Genomic DNA, 25,372 nt, shown 5'->3' with positions numbered 1-25,372 from the left:
GAATAGGCCGATCGTCCCGCGCCGGCCGAAGGCCCGCCATGCCAAGGAAAACAGGGATCGAAGATGATCCCGGTGGTCCGGAACGGGCCGCGTTGTCGCAGGGCGGCGAACTCTTCTGGAAGGAAAATCGCCACCGCCTAACTGGTTAACGGCCGTGGGGGGACCGGCTTCCGGTTGCTCCGTGACGTCGTCAATCGAGATGGAGATCGATATGAGAACGCAAATCCTGACCGCCGCCTGCGCCATCGGCGTGGCGTTCGCAGGCCCCGCCTTTGCCCAGGACATCCCCGAGGAAGTCGGAACCGCCGTCGACGCCGCCGAGACCGCCGGCGTGGTGGAGACGCTCGTTTCGGGTGGCCCCGTCACGGTCTTCGTGCCGACGAACGACGCCGTCTCGGGCGTACCGGAGGACGCGCTGAACGAGTTGCTGGGCGACACCGAGCGCCTTGCGAGCGTGATCCAGGGCTACGCCGTGACCGGCACCCTGATGGCGGCCGACGTGATCGAGCTGGCCGAGTCCGAAGGTGGTTCGACCCAGGTCGAGACGCTGGGCGGCGGCATGCTGACGGTCATGGTCGAAGGCGACACCGTCACGGTCGGCCCGTCGGAAGACGCGATGGCGACCGTCGTGACGCCCGACCTGACGTTGGGCAACATCACCGTCCACGTGATCGACACGGCCTTCCTGCCGATGTGATCGTGCATGGCGCGGCCCCATCCGGGCCGGGCCGTCATCCCCCCGACCCGACGCGCTTGTTGCGGTTCGCCACCAGCTTCAGGCGCAAGGCGTTGAGGTGGATGAACCCCTTCGCGTCCGCCTGGTCGTAGGCGCCGGCGTCGTCCTCGAACGTGACGTGGGCCTCGGAATAGAGGCTATGATCGGACCACCGCGCCACCACGCGGGCGGAGCCCTTGTAGAGCTTCAGGCGCACCGTCCCAGTTACGTGCTCCTGGCTCTTGTCGATCAGGGCCTGCAGCATCTCGCGCTCCGGCGAGAACCAGAACCCGTTATAGATCAGCTCCGCATAGCGGGGCATGATGCTGTCCTTCAGGTGGCCCGCGCCGGAATCGAGCGTGATCTGCTCGATCCCCCGATGGGCTTCCAGAAGGATCGTGCCGCCCGGCGTCTCATAGATGCCGCGCGACTTCATGCCGACGAAGCGGTTCTCGACCAGATCCAGGATGCCGATGCCGTGCGTGGCGCCAAGTTCGTTCAGCCGCGTCAGGATCGCGGCGGGGGACATCGCCTCGCCGTCGATGGCGGTCGCGTCGCCGCGCTCGAACGTCACCTCGACCATCCGCGCCTCGTCGGGCGCGTCCTCGGGGCGGGTGATGCGCTGCAGGACGTAGTCGGGCGCCTCCTGCGACGGATCCTCCAGCACCTTGCCTTCGGACGACGTGTGCAGGAGGTTCGCGTCCACGCTGAACGGCGCTTCCCCGCGCTTGTCCTTGGCGATGGGGATCTGATTCTTCTCGGCGAAGTCGATCAGCTTCGTGCGGCTGGACAGGTCCCATTCCCGCCAGGGCGCGATCACGCGGATGTCGGGGTCGAGCGCATAGGCGGCCAACTCGAACCGGACCTGATCGTTGCCCTTGCCCGTGGCCCCGTGCGCCACGGCGTCCGCGCCTTCGGCGGCCGCGATCTCGACCAGCCGCTTCGAGATCAGGGGGCGCGCGATCGACGTGCCCAACAGGTACAATCCTTCGTACAGCGCGTTCGCGCGGAACATCGGGAACACGAAGTCGCGCACGAACTCCTCGCGCAGATCCTCGATGTAGACGGCCTTGGCGCCCATCATCTCGGCCTTCCGGCGCGCGGGCTCCAACTCCTCGCCCTGGCCCAGATCGGCGGTGAAGGTCACGACCTCGCAGTCGTATTCTGTTTGCAGCCACTTCAGGATGATCGAGGTGTCGAGCCCGCCGGAATAGGCGAGCACGACCGTCTTGGGCGCGTCCATGGGGGCCTCCGTCATGTCGCCCGCCGCGTTAGGACAACCGGCGGAGGCCCGCAAGGCGGGGCCGCGTCAGGCGCGGCGGCGCATCGCGGCCAGGCCGCCCAGGCCGGCCAGCAGCAGCCAGCCCGCGGCGGGCAGGGGGATGACGGGCGTGTCGTCGGTCTGGACCGCAGCGAGGTCCAGGCTGACGGACGTCGTCAGAGTGAACGTCGCATCGACCGTGCCGCCCGGAGGGGCGACGCCGAGGATCGTGCTGAAGCGGATGTCGCTATCGGACTTACCGTTGCCGTTGGGATCGGACAGGTTCAGTTCGATCGTGTCCGAGAAGATATCCCCGCTCGGGCCGGTCAGCGTGGCGACTGCCGTCGCCATGCCCTGCGTGGTTCCCAAGCCGATGCCCGCCAAGACCGCATCGACGGAATAGGACGCGCGAAAGAATGCCTCGATCGAATCTGTGCCGACGTCGTCGCGGCTGATCGTCAACGTCTGGACCACGCTCGCGGAGGATGAGACGCTGCCGAAGCGGGGATCGAAATCGCGGTCCGGTGGGATCTCGCCCGCCCGTCCGTCGATCCGGAGGTCGCCTACGAGCCGGTCCGGATTGGCGGCATCGGTTTCGATCCGGAAGGTCGAGACATCGGCGTCGCCACCGAAGAAGTTGTCCGCGTCGAACGACGTCTCCTGCTTCGTGACCGAAACGAAGCCTCCGGTCGCGTTCAGGAAAACGACCTCGCCGAAAGCCGATGCGCTGCCGGTCACGGCATGCGCGGCGGCAGGCAGCAACCCGGTGGCGAGCGTGGCGACCAAAGTGAACGTTTTCATGAGCCTATCTCCGTCGGTTGCAATGCTTTCACATTAACGCACGGTAACCGTCGTCGATCAATGGCATCGATGCGGTCGGGATTACCCCCCGTCCGGTCCCGTCACCTCCGGCGCGGCCTCCAGGTCCGCGAGGGTGGCGTTCAGGCCCAGGACGAAGTCCGCCCCGTCCGTGGCGTCGGCGGCGGGAATCAGGGCGGACCAGGCGACGGCGACCTCCTTCTCGCGCAGCCCGAGGAAGCCGCCGACATCGACGACCACCGCCGTCAGCGTGCCGTCGGCGCCGATCATCACGTCCCCGATCTCGCCGATGTCGTCCCATGTCCGGATGCCTTCGGCGGTCACGGCGTCCGCATCGACCAGGGGGGCCGGCGGGACGTGGACGCGCACGCCCATCAGATCGGACGCGCGGTACTGCTGCCCATGGGCGAAATCCACGTCGGGAAACGGTGTCGCCTCGCCGTCCGCCAACGCGGGCGGCGCGATCAGCAGAATGGCGCAGGCGAGGGGGGCGAGCCTTGGCATGGCGGGGCCTTTCGGGGGGATAGGGCCGTCCCCAACGCCGATGCGCGCGGGATGGTTCGCCCCCGCCCGCCCCGCCCGGTCGCGTCAGTCGACGGGCGTGCGTTCCAGTTCGGGCGCGGCTTCCAGCATCGCCTGCGTGGCGTTCATGCCCAGGAAGTATTCCTGCGGGTCGTCGTCCTCGCGCACACCGACCAGGCTGGACCACTGGACCGCGACCTCCTTCTCGCCCAGTCCCAGGAAGCCGCCCACGTCGATCACCACGGCCTGCAGGCTGCCGTCCACGCCGACGATCAGGTCGCCGATCTCGCCGATGTCGTCCCATTCCGCGACCGTGCCCGCGGGATAGGGGGTGCGCGGATCGAGCGTGTCCTCCGTGACGTGGACGCGGGTGCCGATCAGCGTCGTGGCCAGATAGCTTTCCCCGTATTGCAGGTCGACGGGCGCGAAGGGATCCGCGGCATGCGCGTCGGCCAGCGCGGCGGCGGGCAGCGACAGCGTCAGGGCCAGCGTGGCGGTGCGGAGCGCGTGATGGGGCATGGTCGTTCCTTCCTGGGTTGCCTCCTCCGAACGTCGGCGACGGGGTTCGGGTTCAGACCCCATCGCGTTGACCTGCGGCGCGGCCCCGCCTAGGCCTGCGCTGTCCTCCGGAGGTGCCCCATGCTGGGTTGGAAGCTGTTCGTCCGCGCCCTGAACCTGCTGATCGAGAACCTCGGCGCCGCCCTTCGGGTCAGCGCGCTGCCGTATCTCGTCCTGGCCGGCCTGTCCGCCTGGCTGACGTCCGCCTATCCGACGGTGACGATGACGGGCCTGGCCACGCCCGACCAGCCCCTTCCGACCGACCCGTCGCAGACCACCCTGGATCCGGAGGTCGTGGCGCAGATGGCCGAGGGGTCGATGTGGATGCTGCTGCTGGCTCTCGTGAACGTCTTCTTCGTCCTGTGGGTCGCGGTGGCCTGGCACCGCTACGTCCTGCTGGGGGAGGAGCCGCGGGGCGTCGTGCCCCCGCTGCACGGGCGCGCGACGGTGGGCTATCTGGGCCGGTCGATCCTGGTGGGCATCCTGGCCGTGCTGACGGCGGCGGCGGTGGGCACGATGGCGGCCGTGCTGGTCCTGCCGATCATCGGGGCGTCGGGCTATGCCATCGTCTATGCGGTGATGCTGTTCGTCGCGATGCTGGTCTTCTACCGCCTGGCGCTGGTGCTGCCGGCCACGGCCATCGACACGCCGATGACGCTGCAGGACTCGCTTCTGGCGACGCGGGGCCATTCGGGCACCGTGGTGGTCCTGGCGCTGGTGACGACGGCCTTCACGCTGGCCCTGCAGGTCCCCACGATCCTGGACGGCGGCGGGATGGGGCCGGTGACGTTCCTGTACCAGACGGTTGTGCAGTGGATCGGCCTGATGCTGGGGGTCGGCACGTTGACGGCCTTGTACGGCCATCTGGTCGAAGGGCGCCCGGTTGAGTGACGTCGTCGCCGCCGCGCGGGCCGCCGCGGCGGCGATGCGCGACGTGTTCCCGCCCACGCCGCTTTTGCGCAACGAGTACCTGTCGGACCTGCACCGCGGCGACGTGTGGCTGAAGCGCGAGGATCTGACGCCCGTGCGGTCCTACAAGCTGCGTGGCGCGTTCAACGCGATGCGCAAGCTGGACGGGCAGGACGTTGCCTGCGCCAGCGCGGGCAACCACGCGCAGGGCGTGGCCTGGATGTGCCGCCACCTGGGCACGCGGGGCACGATCTTCATGCCCGTCACGACGCCGGGGCAGAAGATCGACAAGACCCGCGCCTTCGGCGGCGACGCGGTCGAGATCCGGCTCTCGGGCGACTTCTTCGACGACACGCTGGGGGCGGCGCAGGCGTTCTGCGCCGAGACGGGGGCGCATTTCCTGTCGCCCTTCGACGACGGGGACGTAATCGAGGGTCAGGCCGCCGTGGCCGTCGAGATGCTCGAGCAGCTGGACGGCCCGCCCGACCTCCTGGTGATGCCCGTGGGCGGGGGCGGGCTGTCGTCGGGCATCCTGTCCTATCTGCGCGCGGCGGGGCAGGTGCCCGAGATCCGCTACGTCGAGCCCGCCGGCGGGGCCAGCCTGACGGCGGCGCTGGCGGCGGGGCATCCCGTCACGATCCCGGACCTGGACAACTTCGTGGACGGGGCGGCGGTGGCCCGCATCGGGGCGCGCAACTTCGACATCCTGCGCCAGGTGCCGCCCCAGCACGTCCTGCGCGTGCCCGAGGGACGGCTGTGCATCACGATCCAGCAGATGCTGAACGTCGAGGGGATCGTGCTGGAGCCGGCGGGCGCCCTGGCGGTCGACGCGTTGCGCGACCTGGGTCCGGAGGTGGCGGGCAAGCGCGTGGTCTGCATCACCACGGGCGGCAACTTCGACTTCGAACGCCTGCCCGACGTCAAGGAACGCGCGATGCGCTGGGCCGGCACGAAGAAGTACTACGTCCTGCGGATGCCGCAGCGGCCCGGCGCGCTGCGGGACTTCCTGGGCGTCCTGGGGCCGGGCGACGACATCGCGCGGTTCGAGTACCTCAAGAAGTCGGCGCGCAACTTCGGATCCGTGCTGATCGGGATCGAGGGGGCCGACCCGTCCACCTTCGCGGGGTTGGAGGATCGGATGGCCGGCCTGGGCCTGTCGTTCCGCGACATCACCGCCGACCCGATGCTGGGCGAGTTCGTGATCTAAGGACCGATCCGCCCGCCCGCCCTCAGGCCACGGCCGACCCATCCAGCCTGGCCTTGCGTTCGCCGATCACCAGGCGCGTCTCCTGCAGGGTCCAGCGCAGGGCCTCGCCCGCGGCGTCCCGTCCGTCGCCGTCGACCTCGCGCGCGGCCATGGCCGCCTGACGCGCCAGGCCGGACAGGCCCAGGTTCAGCGCCCCGGACCGGACGAAATGCGTGGCCTTGTCATAGGCGCCGTCGTCCAGCGCCCCGGAGATGCCGTCGATCGTGGCCGATGCCTCGTCCAGGAACATCGACAGCACGTCGAGCGTGTCGCCCTCGCCCAGTTCGCAGGTAAGTTCGCAAAGGCGGTCCGGGTCTATGATCGCGGTGTCCATGCCCCCGCCTTGCCCCGCCCGTCCTCAACGGATCGCTAACGGGGCGCCGGCGGCGGGGAAAAAGACGCATCGCTTTCGATCCTTCACCCTTTCTTAGCCCGGCGTCGCCATGTCCGCATGCCATGGACGGATCCCATCCCACCCCGATCGCGGTGCCCCCGCCCCCGCCGCCCGCCGCGGGGATGAAGGTGCTGGTGGTCGACGACAGCGCGGCCCAGCGGCGCATGATGGGCGTCATGCTGGACCGGATGGGCCTGAGCGTCGTGACCGCCGCAGGCCCGCTGGAGGCCTTGGACCTGTGCCGCGGCCCCGAGGGCGCGCAGATCGGAATGGTCGTGTCGGACTGGCAGATGCCGGGCATGGACGGCCCGGACTTCTGCCGCGCGTTCCGCGCCATCGCGGGGGACCGCTACGCCTATTTCATCCTTATCACCGCGGGCGGCGAGAAGGCGGGCGGCCTGGAGGCCGGCGCCGACGACTACGTCCAGCGGCCCGTCGACTTCGCCGAACTGCGCGCGCGCGTCCGCGCGGGCCTGCGCATGCTGGCCATGCAGGAGAAGCTGCTCCATCGGAACCACGAGGTCGCCACCACGCTGCACGATCTGCAGGTGCTCCAGGATCTGCTGAGCCAGGACCTGGTGGAGGCCCGCAAGCTGCAACGATCCTTCCTGCCCGCCGCGACGGGCACCTATGGCGGCAGCCCGCTGGCGACCCGCCTGATCACGCAAGGCCAGGTGGGGGGCGACCTGGTGGGGCACTTCGCGCTGCCGGACGACCGCCTGGCGCTGTATTCCTTCGACGTATCGGGGCACGGGGTCGCATCGGCGCTGATGACCGGACGTCTGGCCGGCCTCTATTCGACGTGGAAGCCGCGCCACAACATCGTGTTCCCCGATCCCGGCGCGGCGCCCGATCCGCCGGAGGTCGTCGTCGCGCGCACGAACGAGTTCATGCTGCGCTCGCTGGGCAGCGACATCTACGTCACGGTGGCCCTGGCCTATGTCGACCTAGCCACCGGCGTGGTCGAGTTCTGCCAGGCCGGGCATCCCCATCCCATGATCCGGCGCGCGGACGGCGCGGTGGCGCTGGTCGGCGAGGGCGGCCCCCCGGTCGGGCTGGTCGAGGGCATGGGCTTCGAGCGGACCACCTGCACCCTGGCGCCCGGGGATTCGCTGCTGCTCTACTCGGACGGCCTGACCGAATGCACCGACACCTGGGGCGACATGCTGGAGGAGGAGGGCCTCGTGGACGTCGTGCGCGGCGCGGGACCGGACCCCGTCGCCGCCCTGGACCACATCGAGACGGGATTGCGCGACTTCACCGGCATCGCGGGCTTCGACGACGACGTATCGATGGTCTACTTCACCTTCCGCCCCGACGGCAGCCGACCCGACAGATAGCTCCGCAGCACGGCCGCGTCGCCGTCGCTCCACAGCAGGCCGACCGCGTCGCCCGGATCCGCCCAGATCGCGCGGTGCCCCGGCTCCGTCGGCGGTCCCCGGCGCGGACCGGGACGGCCCAGGAAGACGTGGCAGACCTTCTCCGCGTGGATCGCATAGTCGGGCATCCACACGAACCTGCGATAGGTGGCCAGATGGCGGATCGGGGCGGCGCCGTGACCCGTCTCCTCCATCACCTCGCGCAGCAGCGCGGGGCGCGGGCTCTCGCCGGGGTCGATCCCGCCACCGGGAAGCTGGACGTCCAACCCGCTCGCCGTGTCCTGCCCCGTCAGGAGGATCCGCCCGTCGCGGATCAAGATCGCATAGGCGCCGGGGCGCATCGCGTGGCGCAGCCCGGGCCGCGGCCGGGCGCCGTGGCGGCGGATCATGGGCGGGGTTCCGGGCTCGGCATCGCGTGCCTATATGGCCCCCGGACCCGCCGCGGGCCAGCCCCGCGGACGCGAGAAGGAAACCCATCATGACGGACACGATGACCCATATCTGGGACGACACGGTGCTGCCGTTCCAACTGGACCACAGCGACATCCGCGGCCGCGTCGCGCGCCTGGACGGCGTGCTGGACGCGGTGCTGTCGCAGCACGACTACCCCCCGCAGGTGGAGGAACTGGTGGCCGAGATGGCGCTCCTGACGGCGCTGATCGGTCAGACGATAAAGGTGCGCTGGAAGCTGTCGCTGCAGGTGCGTGGCGACGGGCCCGCGCGCCTGATCGCCACCGACTATTACGGCCCGTCGGAGGACGGGGCGCCGGGCCGCGTGCGCGCCTATGCGTCGTTCGACCGGGACCGCATGGCGGCACACGTGCAGGCGAAGCCGTTCGACCTGATCGGCAAGGGCTACTTCGCGATCCTGATCGACCAGGGACGGGACATGGCGCCCTATCAGGGGATCACGCCCATCGCGGGCGGGTCGCTGTCGTCCTGCGCCGAGACCTACTTCGCCCAGTCCGAGCAGATCCCCACGCGCTTCGCCATGGCCTTCGGCAAGGACGCCGCGACGGGCGGCTGGCGCGCGGGCGGCGTGATGGTGCAGCACATGCCCAAGGCGTCGCCCTTCGCCGCGGACGGGCAGGGCGGATCGGGCGAGGGTGGGCTTCTGACCGCCAACGACATCCTGGACGCCGACGCCGTGGAGGATTGGACCCGCGTGAACCTGCTGCTCGACACCTCGGAGGAAGGCGAGCTGATCGGGCCGCAGATAGCCCCCACAGATCTGCTGGTCCGCCTGTTCCACGAGGAGAAGCCCCGCGTCTTCGACCCGCAGCCGGTGCGCTTCGGCTGCACCTGCTCGGCCGACCGCGTGCGGGAATCGCTGTCGATCTATTCGGCCAAGGACATCGGGCACATGACGACCGACGACGGGATCGTCACCGCGGACTGCCAGTTCTGCGGCGCGCATTACGAGTTCGATCCTGCCACCCTGGGGTTCGAGGCCACGAAGGAGGCGGGGTGAACGCCCGTGTGATCGACTTCGGATCGATCGAGGCGGCGGCGCGGTCCTCTGGGGTCGCGTCGTCGGACTTCGACCTGAACCCCGACGTCATCCTGCCGGGCCGCCGCGTGCTGCGCGACGCCGCCGTGCTGGTGGGGTTCGGGGATGGCCCCGACGGCCCCCGCCTGCTGCTGACCAAGCGATCCAGCCGGTTGAGGCACCATCCCGGTCAGATCGCCTTTCCCGGCGGCAAGCTGGAGGCGGGGGAGGCGCCGGAGGACGCCGCCCTGCGCGAGGCGGCCGAGGAGGTCGGCCTTCCCCGCGACCGGGCCCGCGTCGTCTGCCGCCTGCCCAGCCACGAGACGGTGACCGGCTTCACCGTGACCCCCGTGCTGGCGCGGCTGCAACCCTTCGACCCCGTACCCGAACCCGGCGAGGTCGCGGAAATCTTCACCGTGCCGGCCGCGCATGTCCTGGACCCCGACCGGTACACCGTCGAAGGACGGCGCTGGCGGGGGCAGCGGCGGCACTATTATGCGGTTCCGTGGGGGCCGTACTACATCTGGGGCGCGACCGCGCGGATCCTGCGGGGACTGGCGGGGGCGATGGCGTGAAGGTCGGGGGCGACTGGTTGGAGGCCGCGCCGACGCAGGCGGTGTTCGCCCTCTTGACGGATGCCGGACATCAGGCGCTGGCGGTCGGCGGCTGCGTCCGCAACGCGGCCCTGGATGCGGCCGTCACCGACATCGACTTGGCCACCGACGCCCGGCCCGACCGGGTCGTCGCCCTGGCCGACGCGGCGGGGATCAGGGCGGTCCCCACGGGCATCGACCATGGCACGATCACGCTGATCGTGGACGGCGTCCCGCACGAGGTCACGACCTTCCGCGCCGACGTGGAAACCGACGGGCGGCATGCCGTGGTCGCGTTCTCCGACGACGTCGCCACCGACGCGGCGCGGCGGGACTTCACGATGAACGCGCTCTACGCGCGGGCGGACGGAACGGTGGTGGATCCGCTCGACGGATTGCCCGACCTGCGGGCGCGGCGGGTCCGGTTCATCGGCGACCCCCATGCCCGCATCCGCGAGGATTACCTGCGCATCCTGCGCTTCTTCCGCTTCACCGCGTGGTACGGCGACCCGGGCCTAGGCATCGACGCGGACGGCCTGGCCGCCTGCGCGGAGCTGGCGGACGGGCTGGACGGCCTGTCGCGCGAACGCGTGGGGCAGGAGGTCCGCAAGCTCTTGTCCGCCCCCGACCCCGCACCGATGGTCGCGACGATGGAACGGTCCGGCATCCTGGCCCGCATCCTGCCCGGTGCCGAGGCCGCGCCCCTGTCGGTGCTGGTGCATCTGGAAGACGGCATCGAACCTGCCTGGATCCGTCGCCTGGCCCTGCTGGGCGGCGAGGCGGACGACCTGCGCCTGTCGAAGGCCGAAGCGCGTACCACGCAGATTTTGGCCAAAACGGGCCGTGGTGACGTTCGGCCGTTTGTATTCGGAAATCTCCTTGGGCCGAGCCTCGGGCGGGACGCGCTCCTGATCCACTCGGCTTTGACGGGGCATCCAGTCGCGGCGGAGGATCTTGAGCTCGTCGCCCGCGGCGCGGTGGCCAAATTTCCCCTGGCAGCGGCGGACCTGATGCCCGCGCTGACCGGCCCCTCTTTGGGAGAAGCGCTCGACGATGCGCTGCAGGCTTGGCTTTTATCGGACGGGGCCCTCACGAAAGACGACCTGCTCCGCCGCGTGTCCAACCACCGCCACTAAGGCACCGAGCGGGGCGCATTTCGACCCCGTCCCCCGCCGATCCGCTGACCGGTGCATGCCCCATGCACGGGGGCGAAGGACCGGTTGCGCAGCGACGGGACGGTCCGGGGGACCGTTCCGAGGTCCGCAGCGCGGGCCGCCCGGGCGGCCCGCCGGACCACCCCCCGCACGGAACGCCGCCGCGACGCAACCCCGGCGCAACGTACGCTGCCGATATGCCCATGTGTATGTACGGGGGGTGTACGGGGGGTGCATGCGACGACCTGCCGCGATCCGGATGCCGCGAAGTCTAACCATCGCCGCGACATCGTTGAAATCGCAGGGCGATTTCCGGTGCATCCAATCCTATCGATTTTCCCCGCACCTCCTCCCGGCGCTCCCCCCTATACCTCCCTCCCGATCCCGTTGCGCCCACCCACTTGCCCGCGCCACATGCGGCCCATGATCGACCCGCTCTACCTGTTCGTCTTCGCGGGCCTGTTCACGCCCGGACCGAACGTCATCCTGCTGACCGCGTCGGGCGCGCGGTTCGGCTTCGCCCCGACCGTGCCGCACGTGCTGGGGGTCGCCTTGGGCGTGGGCTTCGTGGCGGGCGCGATGGCGCTGGGCGTGGGCGCGGTGCTGCTGGCCCTGCCGGGGCTGAAGCTGGCGATGCAGGTCCTGGCCGTCGCCTGGATCCTGTGGATGGCCTGGAAGCTGCTGCGCGCCGCGGGCGGCGCGGCGGGCGGGGGCCGCGACCGGCCGTTCACCTTCGCGGAGGCGGTGCTGTTCCAGTGGGTGAACCCCAAGATCTGGATCGTCGCCCTGGCCGCGGCGTCGGGCTATGCCAGCGGCCTTCCGCCGGGCTGGGAAGCGTTGCGCATCGGCACCGCGTTCAGCGGCATCAACCTGTTCGTGTGCCTGTTCTGGACGGTCGCGGGCACGCTGCTGGCCTACCTGCTGACGACGCCGCTGGCCTGGCGGGTCTTCACGACCGTGATGGCCACGGCCCTGGCGGCCAGCGGGATCATGGTCTTCGCGGCCTGACGCGCTAGGGTATGTCGGCCGCAGTCGGAGGGCGGCGCCGATGTTCCGCACGTTCGAAAACCTGGTCGACCCTTACGTCGCGCATGCCGAAGACGACGTGCCGCCGTCGAAGCTGTGGCCGTTCCTGTGGAACTATTCGCAGCCCTTCAAGCGACTGTTCCTGGCGACCGCGATCGTCGGCGTGGTGGTGGCCACGGTGGAGATCTGGCTGATCTCGTACATGGGGCGGCTGGTCGATCTGCTGTCGAATGCCACGCCCGCGACCTTCGTGGCGGACCACGGGTGGGAGCTGACGCTCGTCGCGATCTTCGTGCTCGCCGTCCGGCCCCTGCTGCAGGCGCTGGACGTCCTGCTGCTGAACAACGCCATCCTGCCCAACTACGGCACGCTGATCCGCTGGCGCGCGCACAAGCACGTGCTGCGCCAGTCGATCGGCTGGTTCGAGAACGACTTCGCGGGCCGTATCGCCAACCGCATCATGCAGGCCCCGCCCGCGGCGGGGGAGGCGATCTTCCAGGTATTCGACGCGATCACCTTCGCGCTGGCCTACATGGTCGGCGCCGCGATCCTGCTATGGGCGGCCGACCCCCGCCTGATCCTCCCGCTGCTCGTCTGGCTGGGCCTCTATGCCCTGCTGGTCCGCTGGACCGTCCGGCGCGTCGGGCCCGCGTCCAAGGCCAGCAGCGATGCGCGGTCCATGACCACGGGCCGCGTCGTGGACGCCTACACCAACATCCATTCGGTCAAGCTGTTCGCCCACGAATCGCGCGAACTGGACTATGCCAAGTCCGCCATCGAGGAGACGCGCGCCACCTTCCAGCGCGAGATGCGGATCTTCACCGTCATGGACGTGGCGCTGGTCTGCCTGAACGGCCTGCTGATCGTGGGCGTCGTCGGCTGGGGCGTGCTGCTGTGGGTCCAGGGCAGCGCGTCGGTCGGCATCGTCGCGGCGGCCACGGCGCTGGTCCTGCGGCTGAACGCGATGACCGGCTGGATCATGTGGGCGGTGACGTCGTTCTTCCGTTCGCTCGGCGTGGTGGAGGAGGGGATGGAGACGATCGCCCAGCCCATCGCCCTGACCGACACGCCGGGCGCTGCGCCCTTGCGCCTGACGGAAGGGCGGATCGACTACGACCGCGTCACCCACCATTACGGCGGCGGGCAGGGCGGCGTCACCGACCTGACGCTGTCCATCGCCCCGGGCGAGAAGGTGGGCGTCATCGGCCGGTCGGGGGCGGGCAAGTCCACCCTGGTCAAGCTGCTCCTGCGCTTCTACGACCCCGAACGGGGGCGCATCCTGATCGACCGGCAGGACGTCACCCGCGTCACGCAGGCCAGCCTGCGGCACGCCATCGGGATGGTGCAGCAGGACAGCAGCCTGATGCACCGTTCGGTCTTCGACAACATCGCCTATGGCCGGTCCGACGCCACGCTGGACCAGGTGCGCGCGGCGGCGGAGAAGGCGCAGGCGGACGGGTTCATCGCGGACCTCGCCGATCCGGAAGGGCGGCGGGGCTACGACGCCCATGTCGGCGAACGCGGCGTGAAGCTGTCGGGCGGCCAGCGCCAGCGCATCGCGCTGGCCCGCGTCATCCTGAAGGACGCCCCCATCCTGGTGCTGGACGAGGCGACGTCGGCCTTGGACAGCGAGGTCGAGGCGGCGATCCAGGACACGCTGTATGGGATGATGGAAGGCAAGACCGTGATCGCCATCGCCCACCGCCTGTCCACCATCGCGCATATGGACCGCATCGTCGTCATCGACGACGGCCGCATCGTGGAACAGGGCACCCACGACGCCCTGCTGGCCGCCGAAGGATTGTACGCGCGGTTCTGGGCCCGCCAATCGGGCGGCTTCATCGCCACCGCGGAGGTGGAGGCGGCGGAATAGCGCGACACGGCCCCGCCCCGCGCCCCTTCGTCACCGGAAGCGGACCTCATACAGGTGTGTCCCCGACAGCGATCTTCAAGAATGGCATCGCGGGGCTCGGCGGCCTATGTCGTGGGGCCCCACCCGGAAAGACCGCTTCATGTTGCGTGCCCTGGCCGACCGTTTCGCCGCCCTCGTCCCCGCCTTCGCGCGTGCCGACGGGCCGCCGCCCGACACGCTGGGGCGGTTCTTCGCGTGGTGCCTGTCGGGGGCCTGGGGCCCGCTGATCGTGGCCTTCGCGGCCTCCGCGCTCGCCGGCACCACGGAGATCGCGACCGCGTTCTTCCTGGGCGCCGTCATCGACAGCGTGGCGGACCCGTCGGGGGGCTACCTGGCGCGCAACGCCGTGCTGCTGGCGCTGTTCGTGGGCTTCTATGCGCTGGCCCGTCCGCTGATCTTCGGCACGTCGGCTGCCTTCAACTCCATCGCCGTGATGCCCAACGTGTATCCGCTCGTGCAGTCGCGGCTGCACCGCTGGACGATGGGGCAGGCGGTGACGTTCTTCGACGACGACTTCGCCGGGCGCATCGCGGCAAAGCAGATGCAGACCGCGCGCGCCGTCACGGACGTCACGTCGGAGTTCATCAACGTCGTGGCCTTCGCCAGCGCGTCCCTGATCGGGTCGGCCATCCTGATGCTGGCGATCGACTGGCGGATCGCGCTGGCGCTGACCGTCTGGCTGGTGCTGTACCTGGGGCTGTTCCGCTGGTTCATGCCGCGCATCCGCACCCGGTCGAAGGCGCGCGCCGCGGCCCGCGCGATGGTGACGGGGCAGGTCGTGGACACGATCACCAACATCAAGACCGTGAAGCTGTTCGGCCATACCGACCACGAGGATCGCGCCGCGTTGGATTCGATGGCGAAGCTGCGGGACCGGACGCTGGCCTTCGGACGGCTGTCGACGGGGTTCCGCTTCGCCTTGATGTTCTGCGCGGGCCTGCTGCCGCTGCTGATGATCGGGGGGTCGCTGATCCTGTGGAACGCGGGCCAGGCCAGCCCGGGCGACATCGCGGCGGCGGGCGCGATCTCGTTCCGCCTGTCGCAGATGACGGGATGGGTCAGCTTCACGCTGATGGCGCTCTACTCCAACGTGGGCGAGGTGGAGGACGGGATGCGGACCCTGACCCCGCGCTGGACCCTGCGCGACGCGCCCGACGCCGTGGACCTGACGGACGTCCGCGGCGCGGTCGCGTTCGAGGACGTGACCTTCGGCTATGGCCGCGCGGATGGGGGCGGCGTGCGGGACGTGACCCTGTCGTTGGATCCGGGCGAACGGTTGGGCGTCGTCGGTGCGTCGGGGGCGGGCAAGTCGACCTTGGTATCGCTCCTGCTGCGGCTCTACGATCCCGAAGGGGGGCGGGTCACGGTGGACGGGCACGACCTGCGCGACGTGACGCAGGATTCCTTGCGCCGTCGGATCGGGATGGTCACGCAGGAGACGGCGATGTTCAACCGCTCCGCCCGCGACAACATCCGCTATGGCAAGCCGGACGCGACGGACGCCGAGGTGGAGGCGGCCGCGCGGCGCGCGGAGGCGCACGACTTCATCCAGTCCTTGCGCGACCACAAGGGGAACGAGGGCTACGACGCGACCCTGGGCGAACGCGGCGTGAAGCTGTCGGGCGGCCAGCGGCAACGCATCGCCCTGGCCCGCGCCATCCTGAAGGACGCGCCGATCCTGGTGCTGGACGAGGCGACGTCGGCCTTGGACAGCGAGGTGGAGGCCGCGATCCAGGACGCCCTGACCGAGGTGATGGAGGGCAAGACCGTAATCGCCATCGCGCACCGCCTGTCCACCATCGCGCGCATGGACCGCATCGTCGTGATGGCGGACGGGCGCATCGTGGAGGCGGGCGGCCACGCGGAGCTGCTGGCGCAGGACGGGACCTATGCCCGGTACTGGCGGCGGCAGTCGGGCGGCTTCATCGGGGTCGAGGACGTCGCCGCCGAATGACCGACGGCCTGACGATCGCACGCCTGGACGCGCGGGGCGACGGGGTCGCGGGGGACGGCACCCGCGCGCCCCGCGTCCTGCCGGGCGAGGTCGTCGCGGGCGCCGTCACGGATGGGCGCATCGAGGCGCCGCGCATCCTGACCCCGTCGCCGGACCGCGTCGCGGCGCCCTGCGCGCACTTCCGGCGGTGCGGCGGATGCAGCCTGCAGCACGCGTCCGACGCCTTCGCGTCCGGGTGGAAGCGCGACCGGGTGGCCACGGCCCTGAACCGCGTCCGGCTGGCGGCGGAGGTGGGGATGGTCCACGTCTCGCCCCCGCGCAGCCGCAGGCGGGCGGCATTGAAGGGGCGCAAGACCAAGAAGGGCGCCGTGGTCGGCCTTCACGCGCCCGGCACGCACGATCTGGTCGCGATCCCGGACTGCCACCTGCTTCACCCCGACCTGATGGCCGCCCTTCCCGCCCTGGAGGGGATCACCCGCCTCGCCGCCCCCCGCGGGGCGGAGATCGGTCTGCACCTTACCCGCACCGCCACCGGGCTGGACCTGGCGCTGCATGGTGCGAAGGCCGTGGACCCCTCGGACCTGGCCCCCCATGCGCCCCCCTTCGCCCGCATCACCGCGGATGGCGAACCCCTGCTGCAGTCGGACCGCCCACGGGTCGCGTTGGGCGGCACCCACGTCGTGCCCCCGCCCGGGGCGTTCCTGCAGGCGACGGAGGATGGGGAAAGGGTCCTGACCGCGATCGTGATCGACGCGCTGCGGGGTGCCGCCCGCATCGCGGACCTGTTCTGCGGGCTGGGAACGTTCACCTTTCCCGCCGCCCGCATCGCACCCGTCGATGCCTGGGATGGAGACGCCCCCGCGGTCGCGGCACTGCGCGACGGCGCGCGGCGCGCAACCGGTTGCAAGCCCATCCGCGCTTCCCTGCGCAACCTGTTCCGCGACCCCCTGACGCCGGACGACCTGTCGGGCTTCGACGCCGTGATCCTGGATCCGCCGCGGGCGGGATGCGCCGCCCAGGTCCAGGCACTGGCGGCGTCGGACGTGGCGCGCGTCGTCCACGTGTCCTGCAATCCGGAAAGCTTCGCGCGCGATGCCGCGACGTTGGGGGACGGGGGGTACGCGATGGGCCCGGTCGCGCTGGTGGATCAGTTCCGCTGGTCCACCCACGTGGAGTTGGTGGCCGTGTTCCGGCGGGCGTGACGCCCGTTCAGGCCCGCTTGTCCAGCATCCCCACGTCCAGCGCGGCGAGGACCGTCGCCTCGATGTCGGACGCGACGAGCGCCGCCGCGGCGTACATCTGCCCCGGCCCGCCCTGGTCGATGAACCGGTCGGGCAGTGTCATGTTGCGGAACCGCAGGCCGCGGTCGAACACCCCCTCCTGCGCCAGCAGGTGCGCGACGTGGCTGCCGAAGCCGCCGACCGCCCCTTCCTCGATCGTCAGGAGGACGTCGTGGTCCCTTGCCAGCGTCAGGATCAGGTCGCGATCGAGCGGCTTGGCGAAGCGCGCATCGGCCACGGTCGGGGTCAATCCTCGCGCCATCAGGCGTTCGCGCGCGGCCCCCACCTCGCTCATCCGGGTGCCGTAGGACAGGATGGCCACGCGCTCGCCTTCGTGCACGATGCGGCCGCGGCCGATCTCCAGCACTTCGCCGCGGTCGGGCATCTCGACGCCCGCGCCTTCGCCGCGGGGGAAGCGGAACGCGATGGGCCCGTCGTCATGGGCGGCGGCGGTGGCCACCATGTGCCGCAACTCCGCCTCGTCGCTCGGGGCCATGACGACCATGTTGGGCAGATTCGCCAGGTACGCGATGTCGTAGCTGCCCGCATGGGTGGCCCCGTCGGCCCCCACGAGACCGGCACGGTCGATGGCGAAGCGGACGGGCAGGTTCTGCAACGCGACGTCGTGGACGATCTGGTCGTAGCCCCGCTGCAGGAAGGTGGAATAGATCGCGCAGAACGGCTTCATGCCGGACGCCGCCAGCCCCGCGCAGAAGGTGACGCCGTGCTGCTCGGCTATCCCGACGTCGAAGGTCCGCGCCGGAAAGCGCTCGCCGAACAGGTCGAGCCCCGTCCCGTCCGGCATGGCGGCGGTGATGGCGACGATCCGGTCGTCGCGTTCGGCCTCCTGGATCAGGGACTGCGCGAACACCTTGGTATAGCTGGGCGCGTTGGACTTCGCCTTCCGCTGCTCGCCCGTGCTGGGGTCGAACTTCGACGTCGCGTGGCCCCGGTCGGCGCGATGCTCCGCAAAGCCCTTGCCCTTCTTGGTGATGGCGTGGATCAGGATCGGCCCCGTCGCGCGGATCTTCACGGTGCGCAGCACGGCCAGCAGCGTCTCCATGTCGTGGCCGTCGATGGGCCCCAGATAGTCGAAGCCCAGCTCGTCGAAGAAGGTCCCGCCCATGACGGTGCCCTTGATGATGTCCTTCGCGCGCTTGGCCCCTTCCTGGAAGGGCGAGGGCAGCAGCGACACGGCGTTCTTGGCGGCCGACTTCAGATCCTGGAACGGCGCGCCCGCATAGAGGCGCGACAGATAGGACGACATCGCGCCCACCGGGGGGGCGATCGACATCTCGTTGTCGTTCAGGATCACGATCAGGCGCTTGCCCAGATGGCCCGCGTGGTTCAGCGCCTCGTAGGCCATGCCGCCGGTCAGCGCGCCGTCGCCGATCACCGCGATGGCGTCGCCATTGCCCGGCGCGCCCAGCTCGCGCCCCATGGCGAAGCCGAGCGCCGCGCTGATCGAGGTGGAGGCGTGCGCCGCGCCGAACGGGTCGTAGGGGGACTCGGTCCGCTTGGTGAAGCCCGACAGGCCGTCCTGCTGGCGCAGCGTCGGCATCCGGTCGCGACGCCCGGTCAGGATCTTGTGCGGATAGCATTGGTGGCTGACGTCCCAGATCAGCCTGTCGCGCGGCGTGTCGAACACGGCGTGCAGCGCCACCGTCAACTCCACCACGCCCAAACCGGCGCCCAGATGACCGCCCGTCTGGCTGACGTTCCAGATTGTCTCCGCGCGCAGTTCGTCGGCCAGCTTGGTCAGGTCGCGGTCCGGCAGGGCGCGCAGGTCGGGTGGCCCGGCCACCCGGTCCAGGAGGGGGGTGGCGGGGCGGCTGGCGGCGTCGGTCATGTGATCCCCCTCAACGGTCGCGGGTCACCACGTAGCGGGCGACCTCCACCAGGATAGCCGCCTTGGACCCGTATGGCAAAAGGGCCGCCTCCGCCGATCGGACGAGGTCGTGCGCCCGCGCCCGCGCGGCATCCGCCCCCAACAGCGACACGAACGTCGCCTTGCCGGCCCGCGCGTCCTTGCGGAGCGCCTTTCCCGCCACGTCGGCGTCCCCCTCGACGTCCAGCAGGTCGTCGGCGATCTGGAACGCCAGCCCCAGATCGGCCGCATAGCGCAGGACCGGCGCGGAATCGGCCCCCGCCAGGATCGCGCCCGCCCGGCAGGGCCATTCCAGCAGGCGACCGGTCTTCAGCCGCTGCAGCGCGCCCACGTCGTCCAGGGTCAAGGGGGCGGCGGCGGTCTCGGCGGCGATGTCCATGGCCTGTCCGCCGACCATGCCCGCGACCCCCGCCGCCCGCGCCAGGGTCAGGACCAGATCGGCGCGCACGGCGCCGTCCGGATGGGTGGCGGGGTCGGCCAGGATCTCCATCGCGGCCGTCTGCAGCGCGTCGCCGGCCAGCACGGCGGTCGCCTCCGACCACCGTTTGTGGACGGTGGGCCGACCGCGCCGCAGGTCGTCGTCGTCCATGCAGGGCAGATCGTCGTGGACCAGCGAATAGGCGTGGACGCATTCGATGGCCGCCGCGATCCGCAGCGCGCGGTCCCGGGGCACGTCCCACAGCCCCGCCGCCTCCAGGGCCAGGAACCCGCGCAGACGCTTGCCCCCTTCGGTGGCGTAGCGCATCGCGTCGGCCACGTCGCCGCCATGGGGGGACAGCAGCGTGTCGATGGTCCGCCCGATGTCGTCCTGCGCCGATTCCAGCGCGTCGCGGAAGCTCACGATGCGGCGGGGCGGGTGCCCTTGGCGTTGCCCTGCGCGTCGGTCGTGATCTCCTCGACCCGTTCCTCCGCGGCCTTCAGCTTCGCCTCGCAATGGTCGCGCAGGACGGCGCCGCGTTCGTAGAGCGCGATGGATTCGTCCAGCGGCACGTCGCCGGAATCGAGCTTCGTGACCACCTGCTCCAGTTCGGCCATCGCGGCCTCGAAGGTCATACCCGATACGTCGTCGGCCATCGTCACGCCCCCCCGCGCAGTGAATCGACATGGCGCCGGACGGACCGGCCCAGCGCCGCGAGGTCATAGCCGCCTTCCAGGCACGACACCACCCGCCCGTCGGCGTGGTCGCGCGCCACTTCCACCAGGCGATCGGTGATCCATGCGAAGTCGTCGTCCGTCCAGCGGAGGTTGGCCAGCGGGTCGTCCACATGCGCGTCGAACCCCGCCGACACGATCACCAGCTCCGGCGCGAAGGCGTCCAGCCGTGGCAGGACCTCGCGTTCGTAGAGGGCGCGCATCTCGCGCGTGCCGGAGTTCGGGTCGAGCGTGCGGTTCATCACCTGCCCGTGCGCGCCGTCCTCCCCCGGCATGCCGGTTCCGGGCCACAGCGGGGATTGGTGGGTGGATACGAACAGGGCGCGATCCTCGTCCCACAGCAGGTCCTGGGTCCCGTTGCCGTGGTGGACGTCGAAATCCACCACCGCCACGCGGGCCAAGCCATGGGCGTCCATCGCATGCTTGGCGGCGATGGCGACGTTGCCCAGCAGGCAGAAGCCCATCGGCTTCGCCGTTTCGGCGTGGTGGCCGGGCGGGCGCATCGCGCAGAAGGCGGTCGCGTCGGCGCCACCCAGCACGGCGTCCACGGCCTGCACCGCGGCGCCCGCGCCGCGCCAGGCGGCGTCCAGCGTGCCGGGGGACATGTGCGTGTCGGCATCCAGGGCCACGAGTCCGCGCAGGGGCGCGGCCCGCTCGAGCGCGTCCAGATAGGTCTGGGGATGGCAACGCATCACGGCGTCGGGCGATGCGGGTTCGGCCGACCGGCGGTCCAGCGTCAGGTCGGCCAGGACGTCGTGGACGCGGCTTAGGCGGGCGACCTGCTCGGGGTGGCCCTGCGGCATGACGTGGCCCAGCCCCGCCTCGTGGGTGAACAGCAGCATCAATCGGGCGCCAACATATAGCCCTCGCCCCGCACGGTCTGCAGGTAGCGGGGTCGCTTCGGATCGGATTCCAGCTTGCGGCGCAGCCGCGTGACCTGCACGTCGACCGCCCGTTCCGACGTGGCCTCGCCGTCGGCGCTGCGGCCCAGACGCTCGATCAGGGCGGTGCGGGTGACGGCTTCGTGCGGGGCGGCGGCGAGGATGCGCATGAGCGTCGTCTCCGTCGCGGTCAGCCGGACGGGCGCATCGCCCTGCCACAACTCACCCCGTTCGAGGTCGTAGCGCCGCGGACCGAGTTGCAGCATCTTGGGCGTGGCCCCGCCCGCGGCGGGCGCGCGTCGCAGCACGGCCTTCATGCGCAGGAGCAACTCCCGCGGCTCGAACGGCTTGGGCAGATAGTCGTCGGCCCCCGCCTCCAGCCCCGTGATGCGGTCGGACGTGCCGCCCTTGGCGGTCAGCAACAGGATCGGCAGGTCGGCGAAGCGTGCCCGCAGCTCGGCGCACAGGGTCACGCCGTCGTCGCCGGGCATCATGACGTCCAGGATGGCGATGTCGAAGTCCAGTCCCAGCAGCAGGCGGCGGGCATGGTCCGCATCCCGTGCCGCCGTGACGAGGTATCCGTTGCGCATCAGGAACTTCTGCAGCAGCTGGCGGATCCGTTCGTCGTCATCGACCATCAGGACATGGGCCTGATGACCCAGGGTGGGGGCCTCGTCGTCGGTCATCGCTCCTCCCGCTCCCGCATGGCGGCGAACTGCCGTTGCAGCGCGGGGTCCATCATATGCTCCAACACGGCGCGGAAGCCAGCCACGGCTTGCGGTCCCGCCTTGCGGAACGCGGCGCGCATCCGCGCCTGCTGCGCATCGGCCAGGTCACGTTCCAAGGCCCGGCCCTCCGGCGTCAGGGTCAGACGCCGCTCGCGTCGGTCGCGCTCGCCGATGCGCACCTCGACCAGATCGTCGGCGATCAGCGTGCGCAGGATGCGGTTCAACGACTGCTTGGTGACGCCCAGGATATCCAACAGGTTGGTGACCGTCGTGCCGGGCATGCGTCCGACGAAATGGATCGCGCGATGATGCGCACGCCCATAGCCACGGAGCGCCAGGATGCGGTCGGGATCCTCGGTGAACCCACGATAGGCGAAGAACATCGCCTCGATCCCCCGCCGCAGTTGCGCATCCGTCAGGAACAGGAGCGCGTCGCTGTCTGAATCACTCATGCGCCGTAAAATACGTCAGCCTTGTTGACATTCCAACCGTCCTTCGGATACCGCCCCGACACTATGCGCAACATTATGTCCGCAGTGGACGCTTTCACGCAATGAACCAGGGAGACGATGACATGGCGGGGTCCTATGCCGAACTGGATGGGCAGATCTGGATGGACGGCACCCTGGTGCCCTGGCAGCAAGCGAACGTCCACCTGCTGACGCATGCCATGCACTATGCTTCCAGCGTGTTCGAAGGGGAACGGGCCTATGGGGGCACTATATTCGAGGGCCGGAAGCATTCCGAGCGACTGATCGCGTCGGGCCGCCACCTGGACATGGAGATCCCCTGGACCGTCGACGAGATCGAGGCCGCCAAATACGAGACGTTGGAGGCGAACGGCCTGACCGACGCCTATGTCCGGGCGCTGGCCTGGCGTGGCGCGGGCGAGGACATGGGCGTCAGCAGCGCGCGCAATCCCGTCCGGCTGGCGGTCGCGGCTTGGGCATGGGGCGATTACTACGGCGACGCGAAGACCCGCGGCGCCAAGTTGGACATTGCCAAGTGGAAGCGCCCTTCGCCCGAAACGGCCCCGTACCAGGCGAAGGCCGCGGGCCTCTACATGATCGCGACGATGTCGAAGCATGCCGCGGAGGCGAAGGGCTGTTCGGACGCGCTGATGTTCGATTATCGCGGCTACGTTGCGGAAGCGACGGGCGCCAACGTCTTCTTCGTGAAGGACGGCGAGGTGCACACCCCCGACCCCGACTGCTTCCTGAACGGCATCACGCGCCAGACCGTGCTGGGCATGCTCCGCGATCGACAGATCAAGGTCCATGAACGCCACATCATGCCGGAGGAGTTGGAAGGGTTCGAGCAATGCTGGCTGACGGGCACCGCGGCGGAGGTGACGCCCGTGGGCCGCATCGGGGATTATAGCTTCGAGGTGGGGGCGATGGCTCGCGACGTCGCCTCCGCGTACGAGGCCCTGGTCAGGGCCTGATCCCGAACGCGCGATGGCCCCGCAATACGCGCGGGGCCATCGGCACTCGTCACCGACGCCACTCGTTACGCAAAGCCAGGCCCGGATGCGGCGCGAGATGGGGGCAGGGTGCGCCGCCTCCGGGCCCGGGGGCCAAGTGACCCCATGGGACGGTGATGCCGGCCGCCCTGGGCGCCGTCGCGGTCGCGGATGGCCGCGCGAGGGGTCATTGCGTGGCGCTGCGGTGGCGTGGCTAGCAGCAGGTTAATGGGGCGGGGTGCTTGAATCCCGTGCGGCCCCGGTCAATCTTCGGTCCATGAGCATCCAAGCCTCGTCCGCCGCGCCGGACGTCGTCCACTTCCAGCGGGCCGAACTGAACGTCATCCTGTCGCTCTATGGCCGGATGGTCGCCGCGGGCGAATGGCGCGACTACGGCATCAGCGCCTTGCGCGACGTCGCGGTCTTCAGCGTGTTCCGCCGCACCGCCGAACAGCCGATGTACCGCATCGAGAAGCGTCCCCGGCTGGCCGGGCGTCAGGGGATGTATGCGGTGATCGGCATGGACGGCCGGATCCTGCGTCGCGGCCATGACCTGCGGACCGTCCTGCGCGTGCTGGAGCGCAAGTTGATCCGCGTGGTGGAATGACGACCTGCGTCCTCAGTCGAGGCGCTTGATCGCCACGACCTCGCCCGACCCGGTCCCGTCGTTCGACGCCGCCGCGGCGATGCGCGCGCGGGCCTCCTCCAACGGCTCGTAGGCGGCGGCCATGTGGTGGGCGTTGGCGTGCAGCAGCATCGCGTCCGACGCCATGATGCCCACATGGCCGTCCCAGAACACCAGGTCCCCCCGGGCGGGCGCTTCGTCCTCCGCCAGCGGGCGGCCTATGGTGGCCAGCTGCTGGTCGCTGTCGCGGGGGCAGTCGCGACCGCAGGCGACCAGGGCGGCCTGCACCAGACCGGAGCAATCGATCCCCCAACGCGACGACCCCCCCCAGAGATAGGGCGTCCCCAGGAACAGGTCGGCCACGCCCACGGGGTCGCCGAACCGGGCGCGGACGGGTTGCAGGTGTGCCGCGGGAACGAAGTGGCCGGTCGACACGCGCATGAAGTCGCCCAGGTCGCTGACGACGCGGACCTGGCTTCCGAAGAAGACCGCGACCTCGGGCGGGGCCTTCAGCTGCGCCTTCGGGTACAGATGCGTCGCGGGGGCGGCGACCCAATGCGTCGCGGCCTCGTGCCGGTCCAGTGCGGCGGACAGGACCCACCCGCAATAGCCGTCGCGCAGGGTCTGGCCGAACGCGAAGCCGTCGCGTTCGTCGATGACCCGGAACGCTTCGCCGTACAGGAGCTGGCTGGCGCGGGGGCCGCGGGGCTTCATCGACAGGTTGACCAGCGGTTGACGCACCGATCGGATCGTGCCCCGGACATACCGCGCGGCCTCCACCACGCCGCGCAGCTCGGACGCGGCGGCGTGTCCGTTGGCGGGGGTCTCCCGCGGATCGGGGGCGGCCTCGGTCACAGGTCCAGGACCCCCGGCATGGCGTCGAACAGCGCACGCGCGCCCTGACCCACGCCGCCCTTGGGCCGGGCGGGCGCCGCATTGGGGTTCCAGCCGTAGATGTCGAAGTGAACGAATCGCGGCGCCCTCGCGGCGAAGCGGTCGAGGAACAGCGCCGCGGTGACGCTGCCCGCGAACCCGCCCGAGGGCGCGTTGTCCAGTCGCGCCACCGCGGGCTCGATCATCGCCTCGTAGGGGCGGTGCAGCGGCATCCGCCAGACGGGATCGCGCACGCGGGACCCGGCATGGGACAGCGCCAGGGCCAACGCGTCGTCGTCGGTATAGAAGGGTGCCAGGTCGGGGCCCACCGCCACGCGCGCCGCACCCGTCAGCGTGGCCATGCAGACCAGGAGGTCGGGCATCGCGTCTTCGGTCGCCACGGTCAACGCGTCGGCGAGTACCAGGCGTCCTTCGGCGTCGGTGTTGTTGATCTCGACCGAGGTGCCGTCGCGCGCGGTCAGCACGTCGCCGGGACGGAACGCGTTGCCCGCGACCGCATTCTCGACGGCGGGGATCAACACGCGCAGGCGG

General features: G+C 70.4%; 27 protein-coding genes. 13 read left to right on the top strand and 14 right to left on the bottom strand.

Features of this window, described 5'->3' with window-relative positions; translation table 11 throughout:
* Positions 1 to 211: 211 nt before the first annotated feature.
* Positions 212 to 697, top strand: a complete 486-nt coding sequence (locus tag P0084_RS14960) for a fasciclin domain-containing protein (protein WP_308917676.1) — start codon at positions 212 to 214, stop codon at positions 695 to 697.
* Positions 698 to 731: 34 nt separating this feature from the next.
* Here P0084_RS14960 and P0084_RS14955 read toward each other — a convergent pair whose 3' ends face one another.
* The 4 genes from P0084_RS14955 to P0084_RS14940 form a co-directional block, all read right to left on the bottom strand.
* Positions 732 to 1,958, bottom strand: a complete 1,227-nt coding sequence (locus tag P0084_RS14955) for an argininosuccinate synthase (RefSeq protein WP_308917675.1) — start codon at positions 1,956 to 1,958, stop codon at positions 732 to 734.
* Positions 1,959 to 2,024: 66 nt separating this feature from the next.
* Positions 2,025 to 2,777: a VPLPA-CTERM sorting domain-containing protein gene (locus P0084_RS14950; RefSeq protein WP_308917674.1), complete on the bottom strand. Its 753-nt coding sequence runs from the start codon at positions 2,775 to 2,777 to the stop codon at positions 2,025 to 2,027.
* A gap of 81 nt (positions 2,778 to 2,858) precedes the next feature.
* Complete coding sequence (locus tag P0084_RS14945) at positions 2,859 to 3,299, bottom strand: PRC-barrel domain-containing protein (RefSeq protein ID WP_308917673.1); 441 nt, start codon at positions 3,297 to 3,299, stop codon at positions 2,859 to 2,861.
* 84 nt (positions 3,300 to 3,383) lie between these two features.
* Positions 3,384 to 3,836: a PRC-barrel domain-containing protein gene (locus tag P0084_RS14940; RefSeq protein WP_308917672.1), complete on the bottom strand. Its 453-nt coding sequence runs from the start codon at positions 3,834 to 3,836 to the stop codon at positions 3,384 to 3,386.
* A gap of 120 nt (positions 3,837 to 3,956) precedes the next feature.
* Between P0084_RS14940 and P0084_RS14935 the strand changes: the two genes are divergently transcribed.
* Positions 3,957 to 4,766, top strand: coding sequence for a hypothetical protein (locus tag P0084_RS14935; protein ID WP_308917671.1), 810 nt, complete (start codon positions 3,957 to 3,959; stop codon positions 4,764 to 4,766).
* The gene (ilvA, locus tag P0084_RS14930) at positions 4,759 to 5,991 is read left to right on the top strand and encodes a threonine ammonia-lyase IlvA (RefSeq protein ID WP_308917670.1); all 1,233 of its coding nucleotides are present in this window, start codon (positions 4,759 to 4,761) and stop codon (positions 5,989 to 5,991) included. Before P0084_RS14935 ends, ilvA begins: the two co-directional genes overlap by 8 nt.
* A 22-nt stretch (positions 5,992 to 6,013) precedes the next feature.
* Here the strand turns inward: ilvA and P0084_RS14925 are convergent, their stop codons facing one another.
* Positions 6,014 to 6,364 carry a hypothetical protein gene (locus P0084_RS14925; RefSeq protein ID WP_308917669.1) on the bottom strand — a complete coding sequence of 117 codons (351 nt, stop codon included), beginning with the start codon at positions 6,362 to 6,364 and terminating at the stop codon, positions 6,014 to 6,016.
* A gap of 122 nt (positions 6,365 to 6,486) precedes the next feature.
* Between P0084_RS14925 and P0084_RS14920 the strand changes: the two genes are divergently transcribed.
* Entirely contained in the window at positions 6,487 to 7,764 is a 1,278-nt protein-coding gene (locus tag P0084_RS14920; protein ID WP_308917668.1) for a PP2C family protein-serine/threonine phosphatase, read from the top strand.
* Here P0084_RS14920 and P0084_RS14915 read toward each other — a convergent pair.
* Complete coding sequence (locus P0084_RS14915) at positions 7,722 to 8,192, bottom strand: NUDIX domain-containing protein (protein WP_308917667.1); 471 nt, start codon at positions 8,190 to 8,192, stop codon at positions 7,722 to 7,724. The two genes, P0084_RS14920 and P0084_RS14915, sit on opposite strands and share 43 nt — an antisense overlap.
* A gap of 89 nt (positions 8,193 to 8,281) precedes the next feature.
* Between P0084_RS14915 and hslO the strand changes: the two genes are divergently transcribed.
* From hslO to P0084_RS14880, 7 genes are all read left to right on the top strand, one after another.
* Positions 8,282 to 9,274, top strand: a complete 993-nt coding sequence (gene hslO, locus P0084_RS14910; protein ID WP_308917666.1) for an Hsp33 family molecular chaperone HslO — start codon at positions 8,282 to 8,284, stop codon at positions 9,272 to 9,274.
* Complete coding sequence (locus tag P0084_RS14905) at positions 9,271 to 9,867, top strand: NUDIX hydrolase (RefSeq protein WP_374213679.1); 597 nt, start codon at positions 9,271 to 9,273, stop codon at positions 9,865 to 9,867. Before hslO ends, P0084_RS14905 begins: the two co-directional genes overlap by 4 nt.
* Positions 9,864 to 11,021, top strand: coding sequence for a CCA tRNA nucleotidyltransferase (locus P0084_RS14900; protein WP_308917665.1), 1,158 nt, complete (start codon positions 9,864 to 9,866; stop codon positions 11,019 to 11,021). Before P0084_RS14905 ends, P0084_RS14900 begins: the two co-directional genes overlap by 4 nt.
* A 441-nt stretch (positions 11,022 to 11,462) precedes the next feature.
* Positions 11,463 to 12,047, top strand: a complete 585-nt coding sequence (locus P0084_RS14895; protein WP_308917664.1) for a LysE family translocator — start codon at positions 11,463 to 11,465, stop codon at positions 12,045 to 12,047.
* A gap of 40 nt (positions 12,048 to 12,087) precedes the next feature.
* Positions 12,088 to 13,938, top strand: coding sequence for an ABC transporter ATP-binding protein (locus P0084_RS14890; protein WP_308917663.1), 1,851 nt, complete (start codon positions 12,088 to 12,090; stop codon positions 13,936 to 13,938).
* Between the two features lie 139 nt (positions 13,939 to 14,077).
* Positions 14,078 to 15,931, top strand: coding sequence for an ABC transporter ATP-binding protein (locus P0084_RS14885; RefSeq protein WP_308917662.1), 1,854 nt, complete (start codon positions 14,078 to 14,080; stop codon positions 15,929 to 15,931).
* On the top strand, positions 15,928 to 17,133 hold the full coding sequence (locus tag P0084_RS14880) for a class I SAM-dependent RNA methyltransferase (protein ID WP_308917661.1): 1,206 nt from the start codon (positions 15,928 to 15,930) through the stop codon (positions 17,131 to 17,133). The genes P0084_RS14885 and P0084_RS14880 overlap by 4 nt, the downstream gene beginning before the upstream one ends.
* 7 nt (positions 17,134 to 17,140) lie before the next feature.
* Here the strand turns inward: P0084_RS14880 and dxs are convergent, their stop codons facing one another.
* From dxs to P0084_RS14850, 6 genes are read right to left on the bottom strand one after another with little or no spacing between them, the layout of a single operon-like run.
* A complete protein-coding gene (dxs, locus tag P0084_RS14875; RefSeq protein ID WP_308917660.1) occupies positions 17,141 to 19,060 on the bottom strand; it encodes a 1-deoxy-D-xylulose-5-phosphate synthase in 1,920 nt (639 codons plus the stop codon).
* 10 nt (positions 19,061 to 19,070) lie between these two features.
* Positions 19,071 to 19,940 (bottom strand): polyprenyl synthetase family protein, encoded by an 870-nt coding sequence (locus P0084_RS14870; RefSeq protein WP_374213678.1) that lies wholly within the window; start codon positions 19,938 to 19,940, stop codon positions 19,071 to 19,073.
* Positions 19,937 to 20,173 (bottom strand): exodeoxyribonuclease VII small subunit, encoded by a 237-nt coding sequence (locus tag P0084_RS14865; RefSeq protein ID WP_308917659.1) that lies wholly within the window; start codon positions 20,171 to 20,173, stop codon positions 19,937 to 19,939. Before P0084_RS14865 ends, P0084_RS14870 begins: the two co-directional genes overlap by 4 nt.
* A gap of 2 nt (positions 20,174 to 20,175) precedes the next feature.
* On the bottom strand, positions 20,176 to 21,093 hold the full coding sequence (locus P0084_RS14860; protein ID WP_308917658.1) for a histone deacetylase family protein: 918 nt from the start codon (positions 21,091 to 21,093) through the stop codon (positions 20,176 to 20,178).
* Positions 21,093 to 21,818: a response regulator gene (locus P0084_RS14855; RefSeq protein WP_308917657.1), complete on the bottom strand. Its 726-nt coding sequence runs from the start codon at positions 21,816 to 21,818 to the stop codon at positions 21,093 to 21,095. Before P0084_RS14855 ends, P0084_RS14860 begins: the two co-directional genes overlap by 1 nt.
* The gene (locus tag P0084_RS14850) at positions 21,815 to 22,312 is read right to left on the bottom strand and encodes a MarR family winged helix-turn-helix transcriptional regulator (protein ID WP_308917656.1); all 498 of its coding nucleotides are present in this window, start codon (positions 22,310 to 22,312) and stop codon (positions 21,815 to 21,817) included. The genes P0084_RS14855 and P0084_RS14850 overlap by 4 nt, the downstream gene beginning before the upstream one ends.
* Positions 22,313 to 22,434: 122 nt before the next feature.
* On the opposite strand from P0084_RS14850, the gene P0084_RS14845 reads away from it, so the two are divergent.
* Both P0084_RS14845 and P0084_RS14840 read left to right on the top strand, forming a co-directional pair.
* Positions 22,435 to 23,304: a branched-chain amino acid aminotransferase gene (locus tag P0084_RS14845; protein WP_308917655.1), complete on the top strand. Its 870-nt coding sequence runs from the start codon at positions 22,435 to 22,437 to the stop codon at positions 23,302 to 23,304.
* Between the two features lie 295 nt (positions 23,305 to 23,599).
* Complete coding sequence (locus P0084_RS14840) at positions 23,600 to 23,929, top strand: DUF2794 domain-containing protein (RefSeq protein WP_308917654.1); 330 nt, start codon at positions 23,600 to 23,602, stop codon at positions 23,927 to 23,929.
* Between the two features lie 12 nt (positions 23,930 to 23,941).
* Here the strand turns inward: P0084_RS14840 and P0084_RS14835 are convergent, their stop codons facing one another.
* Both P0084_RS14835 and P0084_RS14830 read right to left on the bottom strand, forming a co-directional pair.
* Positions 23,942 to 24,802: a C40 family peptidase gene (locus tag P0084_RS14835; protein ID WP_308917653.1), complete on the bottom strand. Its 861-nt coding sequence runs from the start codon at positions 24,800 to 24,802 to the stop codon at positions 23,942 to 23,944.
* Positions 24,799 to 25,372, bottom strand: a 574-nt coding sequence (locus P0084_RS14830; RefSeq protein ID WP_374213676.1) for a leucyl aminopeptidase family protein, incomplete at its 5' end; no start/stop codon positions are given. The genes P0084_RS14830 and P0084_RS14835, both read right to left, overlap by 4 nt.

Origin of the sequence: Jannaschia maritima, from assembly GCF_030973515.1 — a bacterium.
Classification (GTDB): Bacteria; Pseudomonadota; Alphaproteobacteria; order Rhodobacterales; family Rhodobacteraceae; genus Jannaschia; species Jannaschia maritima.
This window is presented reverse-complemented; position numbering and strand designations above follow the sequence as displayed.